Consider the following 17,260-nt stretch of genomic DNA (forward strand, 5'->3'; position numbering starts at 1 on the left):
GACCGCCCGCCACCGTCACATGTTGATCATGTGCCCGGCCAGTCCGTGGATCGCCTCCTTCACCGCCTCGCCGAGAGTCGGGTGGGCGTGGACGTTGCGCGCCACCTCGTGCACGGTGAGGTCCCACTGCTGAGCCAACGTCAGCTCGGGCAGCAGTTCGGTCACCTCGGGCCCGATGAGGTGGGCGCCGAGGATCTCGCCGTACTTCGCGTCGCTGAGGACCTTGACGAACCCGTTCGGGTCGCCCAGGCCGTGCGCCTTGCCGTTGGCCGTGAACGGGAACTTGACCACCTTCACGTCGAAGCCCTGCTCGCGCGCCTGGGCCTCGGTGTAGCCGAAGCTCGCGATCTGCGGCTGGCAGTAGGTCGCGCGGGGGATCATGACGTAGTCGAGCTCCATCGTCTCCGCGCCCGCGATGGTCTCGGCGGCGATGACGCCCATCGACTCGGCGGCGTGGGCCAGCATGAGCTTCGCGGTGACGTCCCCGATGGCGTAGATGTGCGGCACGCTGGTGCGGCACCGGCCGTCCACGGCGATCGCGCGCCGCTCGGTCAGCCGTACGCCGGTGTGCTCCAGGCCGTACCCCTCGACGCGGGGCTGGAAGCCGATGGCCTGCAGCACCTTGTCGGCCTCCAGCACGGAGGTCTCGCCGTTCCTCGAGACCGTGACCCGCACCTTGTCGCCGCTGTCGTCGATCGACTCCACCCGGGTGGAGGTCAGCACTTCGATCCCCAGCCGGCGGTAGCGCCGCGCCAGCTCCGCGGACACCTCCTGGTCCTCCAGCGGGACCATCCGGTCGAGGAACTCGACGATCGTCACCTTCACGCCGTAGTTGTGCAGCACGTACGCGAACTCGACGCCGATCGCGCCGGCGCCCGCGATGACGACGCTCTCCGGCAGCGCCTCGCTGAGGATCTGCTCCTCGTACGTCACGACGCGCTCGGACAGGGACGTCCCCGGCAGCAGCCGGGTCGTCGCCCCCGCCGCGATGATGCAGTGGCCGAACGTCACCGTCCGCACCGAGCCGTCCGTGCCGCGCACCTCCATGGCGTTCGGGCCGGTGAACGTGCCGCGGCCGTCGTACTCGGTGATGCCGTTCTTCTTCATCAGGTAGTGGACGCCCTTGACCCGCCCGTCCGCGACCTGCCGGCTGCGGCGGAAGGCCGCGCCGTAGTCGAGGGTGATCGGGCCGTCCGCCTGGATTCCGAACGTCTTGGTCTCGTTCATCAGGATGTGGGCGAGTTCCGCGTTGCGCAGCAGCGCCTTGGAGGGGATGCACCCCACGTTGAGGCAGACACCGCCCCAGTAGCGCTCCTCGACGATCGCCGTGCTGAGCCCGAGCTGGGCCGAGCGGACCGCGGCGGTGTAGCCGCCGGGCCCGGCGCCGAGGACCACGACATCGTAGTGATCAGTCATGCAACGGGACCCTACGCCGCCGTACGCACCCCGGGTCCGGCGGGGCGAGACGGAGGATGGACGGGGCGATGGCGGGTAAGGGCTCCCTACATCGGCAGCGTCCGATACCCAGAGGGAGGAGTGACGGACCATGACCGAGTTCGAGCGGTCCCGCAGGATGCCCGCGCCGGCCGACCAGGTGTTCCGCCAGGCGTGCGACGTCGGCAAACTCGATCTCTGGATGCCCCGCGACCTGCACGTACGCGCGGAGGAGCCGCCCGCGGTCACCGTTCACGAGGACGAGACGGGACAGGACGAGCGTGCGCTGCTGCGATCCGAGCAGGACCAGCTGCGGATGGAGTGGGGCACCCGCGACGTGGACCGGTACGCCGGATGGCTGCAGGTCGCCGGCATCGACGACGACAGCAGCGACGTGACGGTCCACCTGTCCTTCTTCGACGAGGGGCACGCGCCCCCGCCCGAAGCGGTGGAGCAGGCGCTGGACGAGAGCCTCGAACGGCTGGCCGAGCAGGTGAGCCAGGCCGCCTGACCGCACGCGGCGCCTATTCGGCCGTGCCCGTGGCGTCCGCGTCCTCCGTGTGGTCCCCGGACGGGGTGGGAGGCGGAGGCGGTGCGAACGCGGAGGCCCGGGCACCGGCCAGGCCGAGGACCTGGCGTATCCACGCCTCCAGGCCCGTCGGGTCCGGCGGGTCCGGCGGCGAGAGAGGGTCCCGCCCGGGAGTCGCCGCGGTCACGCCGTCAGGAGGGCGGGGGCCAGCAGTCGCAGGTGCTCGAGTTGCGTGTCGACCGAGTCCGCCAGCGGCTGCACGCACACGTGGTCCGCGCCCGCGTCGTGGTGGGCGCGTATCCGCTCGGCGATCGTCTCCGGCTCGCCCCAGACCACGATCGCGTCGATGAGCCGGTCGCTTCCGCCGTCCGCGAAGTCGTCGTCGGAGAAGCCCAGCTCGCGCAGGTTCTTCGTGTAGTTGGGCAGGGAGAGATACAAGGCGGCGTACTCGCGGGCGATCTCCCGTGCCCGGCCCGCGTCGGTCTCGAGCACCACCGCCTGCTCGGGCGCGAGCACCGGGGCGGAGCCGATGAGGTCGCGTGCCTTCGCGGTGTGCTCGGGCGGCACGAAGTAGGTGTGCGCCCCCTGGGCGCGCCGCGCCGCAAGTTCGAGCATCCGGCGCCGCAGCGCCGCGAGCACTCGGGGCGGTGTCTCCGCGAGCGGCGCGCCGAAGGTCGCCTGGTCCATCGCGCCGAGGTAGTCCCGCATGTACTCCAGCGGTGCGGAGTAGTCGTGCCCGCGACTCGTCACCAGGGGCTTGTGGCTGACGCCCAGGCCGAGCACGAACCGCTGGTCCCACGCCTCCGCCAGGGTCGCGGCGCCGTTGGCGGCGGCGACGGGGTCGCGGCCGTAGATGTTGGCGATGCCCGTGGCCACCCGCAGCCGCCCGGTCGCCGACAGCAGCAGCGCCGCGTGCGTGAACGCCTCCCGGCCCGCCGGGGTCTCGCCGACCCACAGCGTGGCGTATCCGAGCTCCTCGATCTCGGCGGCGGCCTCCCTGACCCGGGCCGCCGGGGTCGCCGCCAGAGAGGACAGCCACACTCCCGTACGGCCGAGGCGGCGCCTCAGCTCGCCCATGTCGACGATGTCGGCCATCCGTGCGCTCCTTGTCTGTCGTGCGACCGGGCGTCGCAGCCTCAGCATCGCACCGCACGCTCCGGGGACCTCGGCACCTCCCCGCGATCGGCCCGCGTGTCGGCGCGCACCGTCGTGCCCGTACGGCTTGCTTCGATTGCCCCGGATTGGCCGGTTCATCCGCATGAGTCGGTGATTGGCGCGAGGGCGGCGAGAGGTCCTTGAGGCGGAACCCACGAAACGGCAAAGCCCTTTCCCGGATCTTCGCGTCCTGACGGCGGGGCCACCGTCGCCGCGTGTCTCCTGGGAGCCGACTCGCTCACTTCCCAGGAGGCCGAACATGAGGAAACTGCTGTATGCCGGCGCGGTCGCGATCAGCCTGCTGGCCGCCGGATGCGGCGGTGCCGGCGACGAGGACGCCAGCCGCGTCGCCAACGACCAGCTCAACGAGTCGCAGACGCCCGAGCCCTCCGAGCACCCCTCGGGGACCACGCCGTCCGCCGCCGGATCGCCGACCTCCCCCGTCCAGGCGTCCCCCACGGGGCCCGCGCGCATCGGCGCCGCGCCCACCTCGCTCGGCAGCGTGCTGACCGGCGTGGACGGCCGCACGGTGTACCTGTTCACCAAGGACAAGGGCGGCGCGTCCGCCTGCACCCAGGCGTGCGCGGCCGCGTGGCCGCCGGTGCTCTCGGCCGGCGCGCCCCAGGCCGGCACGGGTGTGCACGCGAACCTGCTCGGCACGATCCGGCGGGAGGACGGCGGCACGCAGGTGACCTACAACAAGCACCCGCTCTACTACTACGTGAAGGACCAGAAGGCCGGGGACGTGCTCGGCCAGGACCTGAAGGACTTCGGCGGCGAGTGGTACGCCGTCACCCCCGAGGGCAAGAAGGCCAAGCGCTGACGCCCGAGGCGAACCTGTCCGTCCTCCTGTACGGCCCGCGCCGGGCCGTTCGGGAGGGCGGATTCGTCATGTCCTCCCCAACCCGGTCCGTCAACCCTGGGGATCGCCTGGCTAGGACTGCGCGAAGCCCACTAGGCTTAGGGGCACTCCGCCCTGTGTCCGCGGCCGCTTGATCGTTTGAAAGTGGGCTCGCGATGGCATCGGACGTGTCGTATGTTCTCGAGAACGTCCTCACCGGCATGGCCGACCTGTTCGGGGCCGACGGCGCCGCGTTGATGCTGCTCGACGGCCAGGACCGCCTCCGTGCGGTCGGGGCCACCGACGACGACGGCGTACTGCTGGAGTCCGCCCAGGAGTCCGTGGGCGACGGTCCCGCCATCGAGAGCGCCGCCAGCGGCGGCCTCGTCGCGATCCACGATCTGCACGCCGCGAGCCCCATGGGCTTTCCGCACGTGGCCGTCCACGCCCCGCCGGTGCGGGCCGTCCTTTCCGTACCGCTCGTCGAGGACCGCGAACTCATCGGCGTCCTGGACTTCTACGCCCGCGACGGGCGGGTCTGGGACCGCGCGGAGGCGCAGGCCGGTTCCCGTCTCGGCGAGCTGATGGTCATCGTTCTGCGGGTCCTGGCAGAGATCAGGACTGATCGAGCCCCATTCGGGCAGTTGTGATGGCCGAATCGGCACCTCTCCCACAGGCCACGGCGGTGCGAGGTGAGGTTCACGAGAGGATACGGAATGACCCATATCGATCCTGAGGCTCTAGTCGCCAGCCTGAGACGTCTGCAGAAGGACAGGGCGGCGACCGGGATCGTGCACCACCTTGAGCGCATCGTCCAAGTGGTCGACCGGCTTTTCGGATACTCCGGCGCCGGTCTGATGTTCGCGGAGGAGGACCGTACGCTCCGCTACCTCTTCGCCACCGACGAGCGCGGCCGCAGCCTCGAGCGTGCTCAGGCGGTGACGGGCCAGGGCCCGTGCGTGGCGGCGTACGTGGGCGACACCGCGGTGACGACGGTCGACGTGCGGGCCGACCGGCGGTGGCCGGCCCTGCGTGAACTGCTGCACCCCGAGGTGCGCGGGGTGGCGGGAGTGCCGATCCGGCTCGGCGGCGTGCCCGTGGGCACCCTCAACGTCTACCAGGACGCGCCGCACGAGTGGCAGGAGTCCGACACCCAGGCCCTCCACGCGTACGCCCACGTGATCGAGCAGGTCCTCGTGGCGTCGATGGAGGCGGATGAGAAGGCGGTGCTGGCCGACCAGCTGCAGTACGCCCTGGACTACCGGGTCGTGATCGAGCGGGCCATCGGCTATCTCATGGGCAAGCACGATCTGACGGCGTCGCAGGCGTTCACCGGGCTGCGCAAGCAGGCCAGGGACAGCAGACGGAAGGTATCGGAGCTCGCGGCGGAGCTGCTGGGCGAGCAGGGCCCGAGGAATGTTGCGAATCCAGACCACGTCGGCTGAGGCCGGCATCCGGATGGCGGTCAACGGCGACCTCGACGTGTCGGGGGCGCCGGAGTTCCGTGCCTGCCTGCGGCAGGTGCTGGGGACCTACGGGCCCGGCCACGTCGAGGTCGACCTGGCCGGGGTCGGCTTCCTCGACTGCGCGGGCGCGCGGAGTCTCCTGTGGGCCGACGCGCGCGTACGGGAGTGGGGCGGCGCGCTGACCTTCGTCCAGCCCGTTCCGCAGGTGGTGCGGCTGCTGCGGCTGCTGGGCTTCGACGCCGGGCTGTCGATCCGTACGGCGTCGCACGTGCCGCTGCCCGAGCCGACGGCCGAGGCCCGCCCACGGCCGAACTGACCGGCCGATAGTCTTGCCGTGATGTATCGACTCGTGTTCACGCAGGTCCTGAGCCGCCTCGACGCGGAGACCGTCCACCACGTCACGATCAGGCTGCTCCGCCTGCTCGGGATGTTCCCGCCCCTCGTGCGGCTGCTGCACCGGCTGCTCGCGCCGAGGGCGGAGTCGCTGCGCGTCCAGGCGTTCGGCGTCCACTTCGCCTCGCCGTTCGGGCTCGCCGCCGGGTTCGACAAGGACGCCGGGTGCGCCGAGCCGCTGACGGCGCTCGGATTCGGCTACGTCGAGGTCGGCACGATCACCGCGCACGCCCAGCCAGGCAACCCCCGGCCCCGGCTGTTCCGCCTGCCCGAGAGCCGGGCGATCATCAACCGGATGGGCTTCAACAACGCCGGGGCGGCGGCCGCGGCGAAGCGGCTGCGCAGGGTGCGGCACATTCCGGCCGTGGTCGGCGTCAACATCGGCAAGACCAAGATCGTGCCCGAGTCCGAGGCCGCCCGCGACTACGTGGACAGCGCCCGCAGGCTCGCGCCGCTCGCCGACTATCTCGTGGTCAACGTGAGCTCGCCCAACACGCCGGGCCTGCGCGACCTGCAGGCCGTGGACCGCCTGCGGCCGCTGCTGTCGGCGGTCAAGGAGGCGGCCGGGCGGACCCCGCTGCTCGTGAAGATCGCGCCGGACCTGGCGGACGAGGACGTGGACGCCGTGGCCGAGCTCGCCACCGACCTCGGGCTGGCGGGCGTCATCGCGACCAACACCACGATCAGCCGCGAGGGTGTCGCGAGCACCGAGGCGGGCGGCCTGTCCGGACAGCCGCTCAAGGCCCGCTCGCTGGAGGTGCTGCGGCGCCTGCGCCAGAAGGCCGGCGACCGGCTCACGCTCGTCTCCGTCGGCGGCGTGGAGGACGTCGACGACGTCTGGGAGCGGCTGCTGGCCGGCGCCACCCTCGTGCAGGGCTACACCGGCCTGATCTACGAGGGCCCCCTGTGGCCGTCGCGGATCAACCGCCAGCTCGCCCGCCGGCTGCGGCGGCACGGCTACCGCTCGGTCGGCGAGATCGTCGGCCGCACCGCATGAGTTCCCTTCTCCCGATATGGAGAGCTCCATGAGCGTCAAGACCTACACCGTGCAGGGCATGACCTGCGGCCACTGCGTGAGCTCGGTGAAGGAGGAGGTCGGCGAGGTCCCCGGCGTCACCGGCGTCGAGGTCGACCTCGGCAGCGGCCGCCTCGACGTCTCCGGCGACGTCGCCGAAGACGCCGTGCGCAAGGCCGTCGAGGAAGCCGGCTACACGCTCGTCTGAGCCCCGGCCGCGCCCATCGGTCACGCCGGGCCCTGCGCGGGTACGCCGAGGAGGAACTGCTCGACGAGTTCGAGGTCGAGCGGGTCACGGCCCTGCGTGACCTGGCCCGCACCGCCGTACGGCTCAACCAGGGCATGTATCTCTGGATGTGTCCCTGAGCGCCTCGAACAGCTCCTCGCGGAGGGCTGGTGGGAGCCTGCGGCCCCATATCCAGTGGGCGCAGTCCGGCGGGCTCACGCTCCCGCCGGCAGCTCGAACCTCTGGTCGCGCAGCTCGCCGCGGGCGATCCAGGCTCGCCGCCACTCCTCCGTGCTCGGCCGGAGGCTGAACCGCTCGGACGCGATCACACCGGCCACCCGCCGCGATTTCCGCTCCGGGTGAGGCAAATCGTGATCATGTCCGTCGCAGATACGAGATCATGCATGGGCATAGCCTGGCGGCCCGCCCCGACAAAACTGCTAAGCGAGCACCCCCCACGCATGAGCGCCATCTACGACCAGGCCGACGGCGAGCGAATCGCCGTGGCCGACAGCGGTGATTCCGTGAGCATCATCAACCGCTCCGGGAGGATCGTCGTCGCCAAGAAGGACGTCCGCAGGCTCGCCGAGCGCGTCCTCGCCGCGGCGGGGCGCGTGGCCGTCGTCCTGTTCCCGCCGGCCCTGCGGAAGGAGTCCCTGTCGGTCGCCGGCCCGTCCGGCCGGTGGAAGGTCCGCGTCTCACCGAGGAACGGCGCCCGCGTCCTCGTCGAGACCGACCCGCAGGGCCTCGGCCCGGCCGAGGCCTACGAGTTCGCCGCCGCCGTCGCGGTGGCCGCGCGCCACATCGGCGACGCCGCGCAGGCCGACCTGCTCCTGACGACGAGAATCCGCGAGGTCATCGACGCCCACCAGGGCCTGGACACCGAGAAGATCGCCGCTGCCATCGTCGCCGAGGTCCTCGACGGCGCGTGACACCCCGCCCGCCACTGCCCACCGCGTCTCCACCGGCGTCCGCGAGCCTTTCCGGGCACGCGGCGGCGGAAAGCCGGTTGCCCCGCGCGACGGAGCCTGCGGAGGATGTCCGTCATGGGAGACGGGCACGTGCGCGGGCTGGAGCTGTCACGGCGGTTCTACCTTGAGGCGGTCGCACCGCTGCTGGCCCGGCGCTTCGGCGGCCTCGCACACACGGCGGCCCTCGTCGGCCCGGGTTCGGAGGTGCTCGGATACGACACCGAGCGGTCCACCGACCACGACTGGGGCCCGCGGCTGCAGCTGTTCCTGACCGCGGAGGACATCGCCGTCCACGGCGAGGCCGTGGACGCCGCGCTCGCCGGGAGCCTGCCGCCGAGCTTCCTCGGCTATCCCACGAGCTTCGGCCCGCCCGGGGACGACGGCACCCGGCGCATGGAGACGGCGGACGGGCCGATCCGGCACGGTGTGGAGGTGGCCGGCCTGACCGCGTGGCTCACCGGGCACCTCGGGTTCGACCCGGCCGCGGACATCGGCCTGGCCGACTGGCTGGCGACACCCACCCAGACGCTCGCGGAGATCACGGCGGGGGAGGTCTTCCACGACGGCCTGGGCCTGCTCCTGCCCGTCCGACGGCGTCTCGCCTGGTATCCCGGCGACGTCTGGCGCCACGTCCTGGCCTGTCAGTGGCGGCGGATCGCCCAGGAGGAGGCGTTCGTCGGCCGGTGCGGCGAGGCCGGCGACGAACTGGGCTCGGCGGTCACCTGCGCCCGCCTCGTGCGGGACCTCATGCGGCTCACCCTGCTCATGCACCGCCGCTATCCGCCGTACGGCAAGTGGCTGGGCAGCGCCTTCGCCACGCTGCCGTGCGGCCCCGGCCTGGGGCCCGTCCTCGCCGCGGCCATGTCGGCGACGGCCTGGCGGGAGCGTGAGCGTCACCTCGCCACCGCGTACGAGGCCGTCGCGGCCCTGCACAACGACCTGGGCCTCACTCCACCCGTCGACCCGGGCACCCGGCCGTACCACGACCGGCCCTATCGTGTGCTGCGCGCCGAGCGCTTCGCCGAGGCGCTGCTGGAGACCATCGCCGATCCGGAGGTGCGGCGGTTGCCGCTGACCGGCGCGGTGGACCAGTACGTCGACAGCACCGACGTGCTGTGCGACCGCGACCGCGTACGGCGCCTCGCAGGCGCGGCGTCACATGCTGGGCCGGGTGGAGTCGGCTGACAGGCTGAGCTCGTGCAGGTGGCGCATCACCTCCTGCACGGTGACGGCGCCCGGGCGGTGACGGCGCCATCCGGTGCCGCCGCGCTGCCAGGGCCGGGGGCCGGACAACGGGCGATACTCCACGCCGAAGGCGTCCAGCCGCGCCAGGTGCGCGTCGAGACGGCGGAAGAAGTCGCCGGGCGCGGCCGGGCCGCCGGTCCAGGCGACCTCGGCCGCCGCGCAGCCGCGGGGCCAGGCGCGGTAGTCGAGCGTACGGCCGTCCGGGATGCGCTCGCTCCAGAGCTGGAACTGGACGCCGATCACCCGGGCCCGCTCCTCCTGCGGCCATTCGGACGGCGCGGGTGCGAAGGCCGCCACATCGGCCACGGTGATCGCGTCGCCCAGCCCGGCGGGCTCGTCGGGCGAGGCGGCCTCGGCGTAGTCGAAGTACATCGGGAAGACCGGCGTGGCCACCACGTCGTGTCCCGCCGCCGCGGCCCGGCGGGCGACGTGCTCGCCGCGCCACGGCATGACGACGGTGTCCGGACGCAGCCGGCCGCTGACGAACGCCTCGTCCCACACCACCGCGCGGCTGCCGCGCTCGGCCAGCGCGTCGGCGAGCCGCCGCAGGAACCACGCGTGCAGGTCGCCCGTGCTCTCCAGGCCCAGCGAGGCCTGGTACGCCGAGATCTCGTCCGACGCCGCCCAGTCGTCGAGCACGCACTCGTCGCCCCCGAGGTGGAAGTACGGCACGTCGCCCAGCGCGCCGGAGATCTCGGCGATCACGGTGGTCAGGAAGTCGACGGTCGCCGGAAGCGGAGACAGGATCGCCGACGAGATGCCCCACCGGTCCAGCACCTCGTAGCGCTGCTGCGGCCGGGAGGCCAGGGCGGGATAGGCGGCCAGCACGGCGGAGGCGTGCCCCGGCACGTCGATCTCCGGCACGACGACGACGGCCCGCGCCCGGGCGTATGCCGCGATCTCGGTCAGATCGGCGAGCGTGTAGTAGCCGCCGTGAGGGACGCCGTCGAAGGCGAGTTCCTCCCCCTTGCGGCTGGTGATGGTCCGCGGACGGTGCGAGCCCACCTCGTGCAGCAGGGGGAACGCCCTGCTCTCCACCCGCCAGCCCTGGTCGTCGGCCAGGTGGAGGTGCAGCCGGTTCAGCTTGTGCGACGCCATCAGGTCGATCATCCGCAGCACCTCCCGCTTGGGCAGGAAGCTGCGCGCCACGTCGAGGTGTGCCCCGCGCCAGGAGAACCCCGGCGCGTCCTCCACCCGCCCGCAGGGGACCGTCCAGGACGTCCCGGGCGGAAGAGCCGACCGGAACGCCTCGGCCGGCAGGAGCTGCCGCAGCGTCTGCCCGGCGTAGAAGGCACCCGCGCGGCCTCCGGCCGTGACGCGCGCTCCGTCGCTCGCGATCGTCAGCGCGTACGCCTCGGGCCCGAGCCGGGGGTCCTCCTCCACCCGCACGGCCGCCGTGGCGGCGTCGCCTGGCCTCAGGTCGAGCACGGGGAGCGCGAGCCGTACGGCGTCGATGAGCGCCGCCGGGCCCGACACGGCGGCGCCCGGCGCGATCTCGGCGGACCCGGAGCCCGTCTCGGTCAGCCTCGGCAGCGGAAGCAGGTGGTCCATGCCGCCGATGATGCCAACCCCACCGGCGCCCCCGCCATCCTCATGACGTCCGGTCAGCGGGCGGAGGTGAGGTAGTTCTCCAGGCCGTCGGCCAGCGCCTCGGCCATCGTGGCGCGGAACGCGGGGTCCTTGAACCTGGCGGCGTCCTTGGCGTTGCGCATGTTGCCGCACTCGATGAAGATCTTCGGAACCGTCGACAGGTTGAGCCCGCCGAGGTCGCTGCGGTAGTTCAACGCGTCCTTGCCGATGTAGGTCGAGTACGGCAGGCCGGTGCCGTCGTGGAAGGCGTCCCGCACGTCCTTGCCGAGCCGCGCCGAGTCCTTCACGACCCGGTCGACCGGCCCGCCGATCTTCTTCGGCATGATGATGTGGAACCCGCGGAGGTTGCCCGCCGCGCCGTCGCCGTGAATGGAGATCGCCGCGTCCGCGTGGGCCTTGTTTCCGACGGCGGCCCGCTCGTTGATGCAGGGACCCCACGGGGTGCTGCTCGTCCGGGTGAGCCTGACCTTGGCCCCCTGGGCCTTCAGCAGCTTGGCGAGCTTGTTGGACACGTCCCAGGTGAAGGCCGCCTCGGTGTAGCCGTCGTTCGTCGACGTGCCGGTCGTGTCGCAGGCCTTCTTCTGGTTGGAGATGTCGACCAGCCGGTTGATCTCTTTGGTGTGGCGGAAGTTGCCGCCGTTGTGGCCCGGGTCGATCACCACGGTCTTCCCGGTCAGGGGCAGGGCCTCCGTCTCGGAGGAGGCCGTACGCGTGGTCGGGGCGGTCGCCCCGGAGGCGTCCGCCTGCTCCTGGGTCGCGGCCGGCCGTCCGAGCCGGGGCGAGGCGGCGGGGGCGGAGTCCCCCGTGCCGGAGACCTCAGCGCCGCCGCAGGCGACGGCTCCGACCCCGCACAGGGCCAGGGCTGCGGCGGCGAGTGGTCGTCTGATCACAGTCGAAATCCCCTTCCGGAGGCGTGGTCTTCCCAACCTAACCGGACCGGAGTCGTGATCAGACCGTTATGCCGGAAACCTGGCCGCCCACGCCGGCTCGGGAACCTCCTGCCGGTGCAGGAGAGCGGCCAGCTCACGGGCGTCCTCGGCGTCGAGGCCCAGCACCACGCGGGGCCGTCCCCAGGGGTGGTCGATCGAATGGGCGACGTAGCTCGCCACCGACTCGGCGACGTCCTCGCTGCCGAGCCCACGGCTCTCCCTCCAGTGCGCCCAGGCCCGCTCCAGTTCGCCGGCGGCCCGCTGAGCGCAGGAGACCAACTCAGGATCACGCATGAATCCCCCCGAATCCCGGTCGCCGGCCCGCGGGCAGCCCTTCCGCGACCCGCCGGGGGCCGGCGCCACGGCTGAAGTCAACACCGGCCGCGAGGGGACACGTCGGTGGTTGACCTAGCTTTGGGCACCACTTGGAGCAGGCCCGGTGCTGCGCCGTACGACGAGCTGCGGGCTCACCTGCCGTAGCCGGGCCGTCTTGCCCGGCTCGGTGATGCGGTCGCTCAGCAGCGCCGCCGCCGAGCGGCCCATGGCCCGCCGGGGCTGGTCCACGCTGGTCAGCGAGATGTGGGTGACGGACGCGAGGTGGGTGTTGTCGTATCCGACGACCGACAGGTCCTCGGGCACCCGCAGTCCCAGCTCGCTCGCCGCGGTCAGCACGCCCATGGCCACGATGTCGTTCGCCGCGAAGATCGCCGTCGGCCGGGGCTCGCGCTTCAGCAGCTCCAAGGCGGCGCGCCGGCCGCCCTCCTCGCTGAAGTCGCCGTGCTCCACCATGATGTACGGCGCCAGCGCGTGGCGGCGCATGGCCACCAGATAACCCTCGCAGCGGCAGCGGGCGGCCGACGACGGGGCGCCCTCGATATGGGCGATGCGCCGGTGACCGAGCTCCACGAGGTGGTCGACGGCGAAGCGGGCGCCGAGCTGATCGTCGTCGACGACGATGTCCACGCCCTCGAGTTCGACGTCGCGCTCGCCCACCACCACGGTCGGGGTGTAGGCCGCGGCCTCGGCCAGTGTGTCGCTGGACGGCGCGACCCCGAGCAGGACCAGTCCGTCCACCCGCAGCTCCAGGAAGGCCTCGACGGCCTCGTCCTCGAACGCCGGGTCCCAGCGGCCGCTGCCGATCAGCAGCCGCAGTCCGTCGCCGTGCAGGCTCTCCTGCAGGCCGTCGAGGAACTCCGCGTAGAACGGGTTGTGCAGATCGGCCACGAGCGCGCCCACCAGGTGGGTCCGCCCCTCGACCAGGCTGCGGGCGACCGCGTTCGGGCGGTAGCCGAGCTCCCGGGCGGCCTGGAGGACCGCCTCCCTGCGGTGTTCGCTCACATGCGGGGAGCCCCGCAGCACGAGAGACACCAGCGATTTGGAGACTCCTGCCCGTTCCGCCACGTTGCGGATCGTCGGACGGGGCCGTGGGCTGAACCCATCGGACAGTCCGCCGGCGGGGATCTCGACCCCGACGTCTTTCCGGGCAGTGGTCTGCATGGACGGTCCTGACATGGTTCTCCCCACGATGCGTGGACGTGCACCTGACACACCAAACGATCGAGTTGCCCCGAGGGTACGGGTTGATCGCGGTAAGACAGGATCCTTCCTCTAATCGGGCGTTGGGAAGGTTAGCCGGACCATGGGTAGGGCGGCGGAGCCGGGAGGGGATCGCGGGGAGAACCCTTGGTCCGGCCCGTCCCCCTCTTGGGAGGCCGATTCGCTAGGGTGCGGGTGTGGGTGCCACACGCCAAGCGGCAGACGGTGCACGGCCGGCGCGCCGCAGGCTCAGTGTCGACCGGCGGCGGGAAGAGCTCATCGCCGCCGCGCTCGAGCTGTTCAGCAGGCACGACGCCGAGGACGTCTCGATCGACGATGTAGCGGCTTCCGCGGGCGCGTCGAGGGCGCTCGTCTACCACTACTTCGGGGGCAAGCAGGAGCTCTATGTGGCGGCCCTGCGCAGTGCGGCGGCCGAGCTGCGGGCGCGGTTACAGCCCCAGGGCGAGGGCGGGCCGCTGGAGCAGCTCAGCTCGGGTCTGACGCGTTACTTCGACTTCGTCGAGGAGCACGCGGCCGGTTTCGCCGCGTTGCTCAGGGGAGGCCCGGCCAACCGTGCCGGGGAGATCGGTGAGATCGTCGACGGGGTGCGGGAGCGCATGCTGCGCATGATCGTGCACCAGATGGGGGTCACCGCGCCCGGTCCGGCGTTACGCGTCACGCTGAGGTCCTGGGTCGCCTCGGTGGAGACGGCCGGCCTCGACTGGCTGGAGCACCGCGACATGACGCGGGCCGAGTTGGAGCGCTTGCTCGTGGACCAGATGGTCGCGCTCCTGCGGGCGGCGAGCGGGCACGATCCCGGAGTGCGGGTGCTGCTGGAGACCCTGTTGCCCGCCACGAACCGTGAGACCGTTCCCTGACCCCAAGGCGTTCACGTGGGGAGGCGCCGGGCGGGCGGCGCCGACCCCAGATCTCTCCCATGACCCGTAGCGGTCACGGGAGATGTCTCCATCCCGAAGGGTGACCGACGCCTCTTCGGACATCCGCAGGCAGTACGGTCCCCTCGCTGTATGCGATGGCGGACGCGCTCACATCCCCGACGCGAGCGCGCCGTTGTTCCCCCCTGGTGTGACGGCCACGTCCTACTCGGACCGCTGCTGCGGAATCCCCGCGAGCAGTGCCCGGACCTCGGTCTCCCGGTACCGCCGGTGACCGCCGAGGGTGCGGATGGACGTCAACTTGCCCGCCTTCGCCCACCGGGTGACGGTCTTGGGGTCGACGCGGAACATCGTGGCGACCTCCGCCGGGGTGAGCAGTGGCTCGGCCTCGGGTGTACGAGCTGACATTTGTGCGGCCTCTCCTCCGTGTGGACCGCCGACAGCGATCCTGCGACTTGTCTGGCGCAAGTGCCCCTCCCGCCGATCTCCGCCTCGTCGCGTCGAAACTCGTCGGTCGCGGCACTGTCACGGATGTCCTTCAATGATCCAAAACGTGCGGTTTCTAGGACCATTTACGGCATCACCCGATGTGACCATACAGCCACGTAGTGCGATTGGCGAGCCCTCTGGGAACAACGCCTCGACCACGGGTTGATGTCACGCTCGGTGATTCTAGCGACACGTTTCGTGGTATCGCAGTGAAAACGGCAAACTACTCAGTTCGTAGATGTGAGATCGACTATGTCATGACCCGAATCGGCAGGTCAGGGCCTCCTGATGACCGTCAATTTGCCGATTCGAGGGCGCGGATCGACCTCCAGCGGACAATCACCCGCTGATACATCGCGAAGGCAAGTTCTTCCTGACCGTTGTCCAAACCCGCGAGGGCCGTCGCCACCTCGGCCACGGACTGGTCGCCCTGAAGGGTCCGGTCGTCCATCAGATGGACGAGGCCGCCGTAGTCGAGCTCCACCAGCGAGTGGGGGTGGAACTCCTCCAGCCAGCGGCCCACCTCTTCGACCTCGGTGAGCGCCGCGACCTGCCCGACGTGCCTGCGGATCACCACCAGCGCCCGGGCCACCCGGCGGCGGGCCTGCGCCATCGAGGTGACGTACAGCATGTTCCGCGGCGGCGCGGCGGTGGTCTGCCCGCTGGGCTCCGCGGGCTGCTCGGAGCCCAGCACGAGCCAGCGCTCCGCCGAGTCGAACGGCACGAACCACGAGATCGGCACCTGCCAGGTGCTCGTGCGGATGTGGGTGCGCAGGGACGGCTCCCCGCGCTTGAACCGGTCGAAGTCGTCGGCGGTCTGTTCCGCGATCGCCTGGGGGACGAACCGCGAGGCGAGCTTGACCGGGACGCTTCCGCGGAACGACGCGAACGCCAGCCACGACCGCAGCCTGCTCTGCCAGGGGCAGACGTACAGCGTCTCCTCCACCCTGCGCAGGTACGCGTTGGGGCTCTCCCGCTCGGGTGCGGGCAGCGGTGGGACCGGCAGCAGACGGCGGACCGCCTCGCCGTGTTCGACCTCGAGCGCGCCCGCTCGGCGTGGCCGGTCGCGCGACTCGGCGTATCGGGCCCACCGAGCCTGATCCTGAGGGGCGAAAGCGGTCAGCGGCTCGTACACACGGAGATAGGCGGCGTAGGGGAGCACACCAGAATCGTGCCACGTCGCCCGGCGCATGTGCAGCACCGGCCTCCGATTTCAAGATCGTTTCTCGGGTGCATCGGATAAGCTGAAGGCCGATCGCCGCAACGAGGCGGCGTACACGATCAGGAGTCACCATCGTGACCGACGTTTTCGGGCTGTCCCACAAGGATCCCAGCTCCGGCGGCGACGCGAACCCCGTCCAGCCGGTGCGACACGAGCAGGTCGTGTTCTGTTCGGATGAGCGCAGCGGCCTGTACGCCATCATCGCGGTCTACAGCACCGCCCTCGGACCGGGGCTCGGCGGCACCCGGTTCTATCCCTACGAAAGCGAGCAGGCCGCCCTCGCCGACGTGCTCAACCTCTCCCGGGCCATGGCGTACAAGAACGCGCTGGCCGGCCTCGACCACGGCGGCGCCAAGGCCGTCATCATCGGCGACCCCGCGACCGACAAGAGCGAGGCCCTGCTGCGGGCCTACGGCAGGTTCGTCCAGTCGCTGGGCGGGCGCTACTACACCGCCTGTGACGTGGGCACCTACAGCGAGGACATGGACGTGGTGGCGCGCGAGTGCTCCTACGTCACCGGCCGCACGCAGGCGCACGGCGGCGCCGGGGACTCCTCCATCCTCACCGCCTTCGGCGTGTTCCAGGGGATGCGGGCCGCCGCCGACCACGTGTACGGCGTCTCCTCCCTGAGCGGCAGGCGGGTCGGGGTCGAGGGGGTCGGCAAGGTCGGCCGCCGCCTGGTCGACCACCTGATCGAGGACGGAGCCGAGGTCGTCGTCTGCGACGTCGACGAGCGGGCCGTCGAACGGGTGCGGCAGCGTCACCCCGCCGTCGAGGCCGTGCCCGACGCCGCCACGCTCGCGGCGTCCGACATCGACGTGTACGCGCCCTGCGCTCTCGGCGGCGCGCTGGACGACGAGACCGTCCCCCGGCTCAAGGCGAAGATCGTCTGTGGCGGGGCGAACAACCAGCTCGCCCACCCCGGCGTCGAGAAGCAGCTCGCCGAGCGGGGCATCCTGTACGCCCCGGACTACGTGGTGAACTCCGGCGGGGTCATCCAGGTGGCCGACGAGATCGAGGGCTTCGACATGGACCGGGCCCGCGCCCGGGCGGCGAAGATCTTCGACACGACCTTGAGAATCTTCAGGTCGGCCGACGAGGAAGGCGTCCCTCCCGCCGTCGCAGCGGATAGGCTGGCGGAGCGAAGAATGTCGGAGATCGGTCGGCTAAGGGGTATTTGGCTCCGGCGCTGACCGCCGCCGCTCGTACGACGTACCGAGCGGCGCACAAACCAGGTACGGTAATAAGCGAACGAGAGACTGACGCCTGAAGTCAGGTGGCGTCGGTGCGCGGTGCGTTAGTGACGAGGGGTCGGGCACGACC

The 17,260-nt window shown here is 71.4% G+C and carries 19 protein-coding genes; 11 read left to right on the forward strand and 8 right to left on the reverse strand.

Annotated features, from left to right (window positions below; genetic code table 11):
* Positions 1-15: 15 nt before the first annotated feature.
* Positions 16-1,416: a dihydrolipoyl dehydrogenase gene (gene lpdA / locus AB0O28_RS20925; RefSeq protein WP_363642506.1), complete on the reverse strand. Its 1,401-nt coding sequence runs from the start codon at positions 1,414-1,416 to the stop codon at positions 16-18.
* 130 nt (positions 1,417-1,546) lie between these two features.
* Between lpdA and AB0O28_RS20930 the strand changes: the two genes are divergently transcribed.
* Positions 1,547-1,945: an SRPBCC family protein gene (locus AB0O28_RS20930; RefSeq protein ID WP_363642508.1), complete on the forward strand. Its 399-nt coding sequence runs from the start codon at positions 1,547-1,549 to the stop codon at positions 1,943-1,945.
* A gap of 201 nt (positions 1,946-2,146) precedes the next feature.
* Here AB0O28_RS20930 and AB0O28_RS20935 read toward each other — a convergent pair whose 3' ends face one another.
* On the reverse strand, positions 2,147-3,058 hold the full coding sequence (locus AB0O28_RS20935; protein ID WP_363642510.1) for a TIGR03620 family F420-dependent LLM class oxidoreductase: 912 nt from the start codon (positions 3,056-3,058) through the stop codon (positions 2,147-2,149).
* A gap of 319 nt (positions 3,059-3,377) precedes the next feature.
* Between AB0O28_RS20935 and AB0O28_RS20940 the strand changes: the two genes are divergently transcribed.
* The 8 genes from AB0O28_RS20940 to AB0O28_RS20975 all read left to right on the forward strand — a co-directional run bounded on the left by AB0O28_RS20940 (position 3,378) and on the right by AB0O28_RS20975 (position 9,215).
* A complete protein-coding gene (locus AB0O28_RS20940; protein WP_363642512.1) occupies positions 3,378-3,941 on the forward strand; it encodes a hypothetical protein in 564 nt (187 codons plus the stop codon).
* 206 nt (positions 3,942-4,147) lie between these two features.
* Positions 4,148-4,609, forward strand: coding sequence for a GAF domain-containing protein (locus AB0O28_RS20945; protein ID WP_363642514.1), 462 nt, complete (start codon positions 4,148-4,150; stop codon positions 4,607-4,609).
* A gap of 66 nt (positions 4,610-4,675) precedes the next feature.
* On the forward strand, positions 4,676-5,404 hold the full coding sequence (locus tag AB0O28_RS20950; protein ID WP_363642516.1) for a GAF and ANTAR domain-containing protein: 729 nt from the start codon (positions 4,676-4,678) through the stop codon (positions 5,402-5,404).
* Positions 5,376-5,741, forward strand: coding sequence for an STAS domain-containing protein (locus AB0O28_RS20955; protein ID WP_363642518.1), 366 nt, complete (start codon positions 5,376-5,378; stop codon positions 5,739-5,741). Before AB0O28_RS20950 ends, AB0O28_RS20955 begins: the two co-directional genes overlap by 29 nt.
* A 21-nt stretch (positions 5,742-5,762) precedes the next feature.
* Positions 5,763-6,815, forward strand: a complete 1,053-nt coding sequence (locus AB0O28_RS20960; protein WP_363642520.1) for a quinone-dependent dihydroorotate dehydrogenase — start codon at positions 5,763-5,765, stop codon at positions 6,813-6,815.
* Positions 6,816-6,843: 28 nt separating this feature from the next.
* The gene (locus AB0O28_RS20965; protein ID WP_363642522.1) at positions 6,844-7,041 is read left to right on the forward strand and encodes a cation transporter; all 198 of its coding nucleotides are present in this window, start codon (positions 6,844-6,846) and stop codon (positions 7,039-7,041) included.
* A 479-nt stretch (positions 7,042-7,520) separates the two neighbouring features.
* Positions 7,521-7,991 carry a hypothetical protein gene (locus tag AB0O28_RS20970; protein WP_363642524.1) on the forward strand — a complete coding sequence of 157 codons (471 nt, stop codon included), beginning with the start codon at positions 7,521-7,523 and terminating at the stop codon, positions 7,989-7,991.
* 105 nt (positions 7,992-8,096) lie between these two features.
* On the forward strand, positions 8,097-9,215 hold the full coding sequence (locus tag AB0O28_RS20975; RefSeq protein WP_363642526.1) for a DUF4037 domain-containing protein: 1,119 nt from the start codon (positions 8,097-8,099) through the stop codon (positions 9,213-9,215).
* Here AB0O28_RS20975 and AB0O28_RS20980 read toward each other — a convergent pair.
* From AB0O28_RS20980 to AB0O28_RS20995, 4 genes are all read right to left on the reverse strand, one after another.
* Positions 9,186-10,826 carry a beta-N-acetylhexosaminidase gene (locus AB0O28_RS20980; RefSeq protein ID WP_363642527.1) on the reverse strand — a complete coding sequence of 547 codons (1,641 nt, stop codon included), beginning with the start codon at positions 10,824-10,826 and terminating at the stop codon, positions 9,186-9,188. The genes AB0O28_RS20975 and AB0O28_RS20980 overlap by 30 nt on opposite strands.
* A gap of 53 nt (positions 10,827-10,879) precedes the next feature.
* Complete coding sequence (locus tag AB0O28_RS20985) at positions 10,880-11,755, reverse strand: N-acetylmuramoyl-L-alanine amidase (protein WP_363642529.1); 876 nt, start codon at positions 11,753-11,755, stop codon at positions 10,880-10,882.
* 66 nt (positions 11,756-11,821) lie between these two features.
* Entirely contained in the window at positions 11,822-12,088 is a 267-nt protein-coding gene (locus AB0O28_RS20990; RefSeq protein ID WP_030508794.1) for a hypothetical protein, read from the reverse strand.
* 114 nt (positions 12,089-12,202) lie between these two features.
* Positions 12,203-13,306, reverse strand: a complete 1,104-nt coding sequence (locus AB0O28_RS20995; RefSeq protein WP_363642531.1) for a LacI family DNA-binding transcriptional regulator — start codon at positions 13,304-13,306, stop codon at positions 12,203-12,205.
* 221 nt (positions 13,307-13,527) lie between these two features.
* Here AB0O28_RS20995 and AB0O28_RS21000 point away from each other — a divergent pair, with 221 nt between their 5' ends.
* Positions 13,528-14,208 carry a TetR/AcrR family transcriptional regulator gene (locus AB0O28_RS21000; protein ID WP_363642533.1) on the forward strand — a complete coding sequence of 227 codons (681 nt, stop codon included), beginning with the start codon at positions 13,528-13,530 and terminating at the stop codon, positions 14,206-14,208.
* A 222-nt stretch (positions 14,209-14,430) separates the two neighbouring features.
* Here AB0O28_RS21000 and bldC read toward each other — a convergent pair whose 3' ends face one another.
* Together bldC and AB0O28_RS21010 are read right to left on the reverse strand one after the other, a co-directional pair.
* Positions 14,431-14,634, reverse strand: a complete 204-nt coding sequence (bldC, locus tag AB0O28_RS21005; protein ID WP_013133571.1) for a developmental transcriptional regulator BldC — start codon at positions 14,632-14,634, stop codon at positions 14,431-14,433.
* Positions 14,635-15,010: 376 nt separating this feature from the next.
* Positions 15,011-15,877, reverse strand: a complete 867-nt coding sequence (locus tag AB0O28_RS21010) for a hypothetical protein (protein ID WP_363642535.1) — start codon at positions 15,875-15,877, stop codon at positions 15,011-15,013.
* 134 nt (positions 15,878-16,011) lie between these two features.
* Between AB0O28_RS21010 and AB0O28_RS21015 the strand changes: the two genes are divergently transcribed.
* A complete protein-coding gene (locus AB0O28_RS21015; RefSeq protein WP_363642537.1) occupies positions 16,012-17,130 on the forward strand; it encodes a Glu/Leu/Phe/Val dehydrogenase dimerization domain-containing protein in 1,119 nt (372 codons plus the stop codon).
* Positions 17,131-17,260 lie beyond the last annotated feature (130 nt).

The organism is Microbispora sp. NPDC088329 (assembly GCF_040685655.1).
Taxonomy (GTDB): domain Bacteria; phylum Actinomycetota; class Actinomycetes; order Streptosporangiales; family Streptosporangiaceae; genus Microbispora.